Source organism: Actinosynnema sp., from assembly GCF_052038725.1.
This window is the reverse complement of sequence record NZ_JBQGCX010000949.1, coordinates 1-3305: the sequence shown is the minus strand read 5'-3', so window position 1 is coordinate 3305 and position 3305 is coordinate 1. Positions and strand designations below refer to the sequence as shown.

General features: G+C 70.2%; 4 protein-coding genes. All 4 read right to left on the bottom strand.

Annotation, left to right across the window (positions count from 1 at the left end):
• Nucleotides 1-10: 10 nt before the first annotated feature.
• Nucleotides 11-712, bottom strand: a complete 702-nt coding sequence (narI, locus tag ACTUAL_RS20095; protein WP_440901333.1) for a respiratory nitrate reductase subunit gamma — start codon at nucleotides 710-712, stop codon at nucleotides 11-13.
• Nucleotides 709-1332, bottom strand: coding sequence for a nitrate reductase molybdenum cofactor assembly chaperone (narJ, locus tag ACTUAL_RS20090; protein ID WP_096492590.1), 624 nt, complete (start codon nucleotides 1330-1332; stop codon nucleotides 709-711). Before narJ ends, narI begins: the two co-directional genes overlap by 4 nt.
• Entirely contained in the window at nucleotides 1329-2864 is a 1536-nt protein-coding gene (gene narH, locus ACTUAL_RS20085) for a nitrate reductase subunit beta (protein ID WP_440901332.1), read from the bottom strand. Before narH ends, narJ begins: the two co-directional genes overlap by 4 nt.
• A 14-nt stretch (nucleotides 2865-2878) precedes the next feature.
• Nucleotides 2879-3305, bottom strand: a 427-nt coding sequence (locus tag ACTUAL_RS20080; protein ID WP_440901331.1) for a molybdopterin dinucleotide binding domain-containing protein, incomplete at its 5' end; no start/stop codon positions are given.

Below are 3305 nucleotides of genomic sequence, written 5' to 3'. Positions count from 1 at the left end.
TCGGGCGGGGTCAGCGGTGCGCCATCGGCCGCTTCGGGGGCGCCGACCTGCGGCGGTACACCACGTACGGGCGCCACAGGTACGCGATCGGGGCCGACCACACGTGCACCAGCCTGGTGAACGGCCAGATCGCGAACAGCAGGAACGCGCTCAGCGCGTGCAGCTGGAACACCAGCGGGACGTCCACCATCAGCAGCGGGTCCGGGTTCAGGGCGAACAGGCCCCGGACCCACACCGAGATGGTCTCCCGGTAGTCGAAGCCGCCCTTGACCAGCTGCTCCACCACCGTCGCCGTCACGCCCATGGCGACCACGAAGCCCAGCACCGCGAACAGCACCTTGTCCGACTTCGTGGTGGTGCGGTTGATCCTCGGCTCCAGCACCCGGCGCGCGATCAGCAACCCCAGGCCCACCACCAGCATCACCGCGGCCACGCTGCCCGCGCCCACCGCCACCAGGTGGTACAGGTGCTCGGTGATGCCGACGAACTCCGTCACCGCCTTCGGCACCAGCAGACCCATCGCGTGGCCGCCGATCGCGGCGAACGCGCCCAGGTGGAACAGCGGCGAGCCCCAGCGCAGCCAGCGCCGCTCCAGCAGCTGCGTGGTCCGCGTGGTCCAGCCGAACTGGTCGCTGCGCCAGCGCCACACGTGGCCCACCGCGAACACCGTCAGCGCCGCGTACGGGAAGACGACCCACAGCAGGGTGCTCACACCCGCACCTCCATTCCGGTCAGGTAGTCGGGCGGGGCGAAGGGGGCCAGGCCCACCTCCTCCACCGGCGGCCCCTCCAGGGCCAGTTCCCGCATCGCGGCCTTCTCCTCCTCGCCCAGCTCGGGGAGCAGGGCGCACAGCGCCTCCAGCAGGTCCGCGTACGGCGAACCGGCGTCGGCCAGCCCGGCGCGGATCAGCTCGAGGCCCGAGCGGTGCTGGCGCAGCGGGGCCTCGCCCGCGCCCGGTCCCAGCAGGGCGGCGAACTCGCACACCACCGGCAGGTAGTCCGGCAGCTCGTCCTCGGGCGGGGTCAGCGACGCGGCGCGGTAGCGCTGCTTGAGCACCAGCATGGCCATGCCGCGCTTGCGGGTGTCGCCGTGCAGGTAGTACGTCAGGTACAGGCTGGTGCGGCGGCGCAGGTCGAACGTGCGCACGTAGTGCTGCGCCAGCTCGAACGGCTCCTGCTCGCGGTACCAGGCCAGGAACCGCTCCAGCGGTTCGCGCGCCGGGCCGTCCGGTGCCTCGGGGACCGCGAACGGGCCGTTCTCGGGGTACTGCAACAAGGTCGCCAGCAGCTCGAACGTCTCGGCCCTGCCCGGCTCGGCCTGCTTCGCCCTCACCGCTTCAAGCCCTTCCTCGGCGGCGCGCTCAGCGACAGCGACACCGCGCCACGTCCCGGACCCCCGCCGCCCATGCCGGGACCGCCCTCGCCGTCCAGCGGGCACCCGGTCGCCAGGCCCGCCAGCTGCGCCGCGTCCTCCTTGTGCGCCAGCGGGATCACGTACCGGTCCTCGTACTTCGCGATGGCCAGCAACCGGTACAGGTCCTCGACCTCCTCGGCGGTCAGGCCGATCGAGTCGAGCAGGCCCTGGTCGACGGTGCCGTCGAGCGAGCGGTTGCGCATGTGCCCGCGCATCCCGGCCAGCTTCATCAGCACCCCCGCCACCACCTCCGGGTCACCGGCGGTGAACAGGTTCGCCAGGTACTCCACCGGGATGCGCAGGTCGCGGATCGCGTGGAACACGTCGTCCGGGTCCGACGAGTCGCCGTCCACGGCGGTGACCGCGTCCAGCACCGGCGACAGCGGCGGGATGTACCAGACCATGGGGGCGGTGCGGTACTCCGGGTGCAGCGGCAGCGCGACCTTGTACTTGCTGATCAGCGCGTGCACCGGCGACTTGCGGGCGGCCTCCAGCCAGTCGTGCGCGATGCCCTGCGCCAGCGCCTCCCGCGCGACCTCCGGGTCGTGCGGGTCCAGGATCAGCGCGCGCTGCGCGTCCAGCAGGTCCTTCGGGTCCGGCACGCTCAGCGCGGCGGTGACCGCGTCCGCGTCGTACAGCACGATCCCGAGGTACCGCAGCCTGCCCACGCAGGTCTCCGAGCACACCGTGGGCTGCCCCGCCTCCACGCGCGGGAAGCAGAACGTGCACTTCTCGGCCTTGCCCGTGACGTGGTTGAGGTAGACCTTCTTGTACGGGCACGAGGACACGCACATCCGCCAGCCGCGGCACCTGTCCTGGTCCACCAGGACGATGCCGTCCTCCTCGCGCTTGTACATCGCGCCCGACGGGCACGCCGACACGCACGCGGGGTTCAGGCAGTGCTCGCACAACCTGGGCAGGTGGAACATGAAGGTGCGCTCGAACTCGAACTTCACCTTCTCCCGGATGCCCTCCAGGTTCGGGTCGCCGGGGGCGTGCTCGGGCGCGCCGCCCAGGTCGTCCTCCCAGTTGGCGCCCCACGTGATCGCGGTGTCCTCGCCGGTCAGCAGTGACTTCGGCCGCGCCACCGGGGTGTGCTCGCCGGCGGGCGCGCTCAGCAGCGTGTCGTAGTCGTAGGTGATCGGCTCGTAGTAGTCGTCGATCGAGGGCATGTCCGGGTTGGCGAACAGGCTCAGCAACCGCTGGGTCCTGCTGCCGCCGCGCAGCCGCAGCCTGCCCTTCCTGTCGAGCTCCCAACCGCCCTTCCAGCGGTCCTGGTCCTCGTACCGCTTGGGGTAGCCGATGCCGGGGCGGGTCTCGACGTTGTTGAACCACACGTACTCGACGCCCGAGCGGTTCGTCCACGCCTGCTTGCAGGTCACCGAGCAGGTGTGGCACCCGATGCATTTGTCGAGGTTCAGCACCATCGCGATCTGAGCACGGATCTTCATGGCGATCGTCGTCCTTACTCGGCGGCCTGGAGAGCGACGTCGGCATTGGCCTCGCAGGGCCCCTCCAGCCAGTCGACCTTGTCCATCTTGCGGACCACGACGAACTCGTCGCGGTTGGCACCCACGGTACCGTAGTAGTTGAAGCCATAGGAAAGCTGCGCGTAGCCGCCGATCATGTGCGTCGGCTTCAGCACCGCGCGGGTCACGGAGTTGTGGATGCCACCGCGCTGTCCGGTGATCTGCGAGCCCGGCGTGTTCACGATCTTCTCCTGGGCATGATACATCATGCACATGCCGTCCTTGACCCGCTGGGACACGACCACGCGGGCGGAGATCGCACCGTTGATGTTGTAGACCTCGATCCAGTCGTTATCGACCAGACCCGCCCGCTTCGCGTCGTTCTCCGACACCCACACGACGGGGCCGCCGCGGTTGAGGGTC

Bases quoted from the DNA above. Each gene is read 5' to 3' on its own strand.
- narH (WP_440901332.1), bottom strand. From the start codon at position 2,864: ATGAAGATCCGTGCTCAGATCGCGATGGTGCTGAACCTCGACAAATGC.